This is a genomic window from Rhodococcus sp. Chr-9 (assembly GCF_000801125.1).
Classification (GTDB): domain Bacteria; phylum Actinomycetota; class Actinomycetes; order Mycobacteriales; family Mycobacteriaceae; genus Rhodococcus; species Rhodococcus pyridinivorans.
Genome location: NZ_JTIZ01000108.1, coordinates 1 through 506, shown reverse-complemented (window position 1 = coordinate 506; position 506 = coordinate 1). Strand labels below are relative to the sequence as shown.

Genomic DNA, 506 nt, shown 5'->3' with positions numbered 1-506 from the left:
AACGAGACCACCGCGGCCACCCTGGGGTTCGCGGTCCATTTCCTGAGCCGACATCCCGAGGTGGTGGCGAAGGCACGCGCCGAGATCACCGAGGTCGTCGGTGCCGACGGCCGGATCGGGTACGAGCAGGTCGCCAAGCTGCGATATGTGCGGCGGGTGGTGGACGAGACGCTGCGGTTGTGGCCGGCCGCCCCGGGTTATTTCCGCAAGGTGCGTGGTGAGACCACCCTCGGCGGACGGACGCTGCCGAAGGGTTCGTGGGTGTTCGTGCTGTTGCCGCAACTGCACCGCGACCCGCTGTGGGGCGACGATCCCGAGCGGTTCGACCCGGACCGGTTCGAGCCCGCGGCCGTGCGCAAACGGCCGGCGCACATCTTCAAACCGTGGGGCACCGGCATCCGGGCCTGTATCTGTCGGCAGTTCGCGCTGCACGAGGCGGTGCTCACGCTCGCGTCGCTGATCCGGCGGTACGACTTCGCTCCGGAACCGGGCTACGAACTCGACGT

The 506-nt window shown here is 69.0% G+C and carries 1 protein-coding gene; it reads left to right on the top strand.

Annotation, left to right across the window (positions count from 1 at the left end; all coding sequences use genetic code 11):
* On the top strand, positions 1 to 506 hold a 506-nt coding region (locus QR64_RS17560), incomplete at both ends, for a cytochrome P450 (protein WP_039586468.1).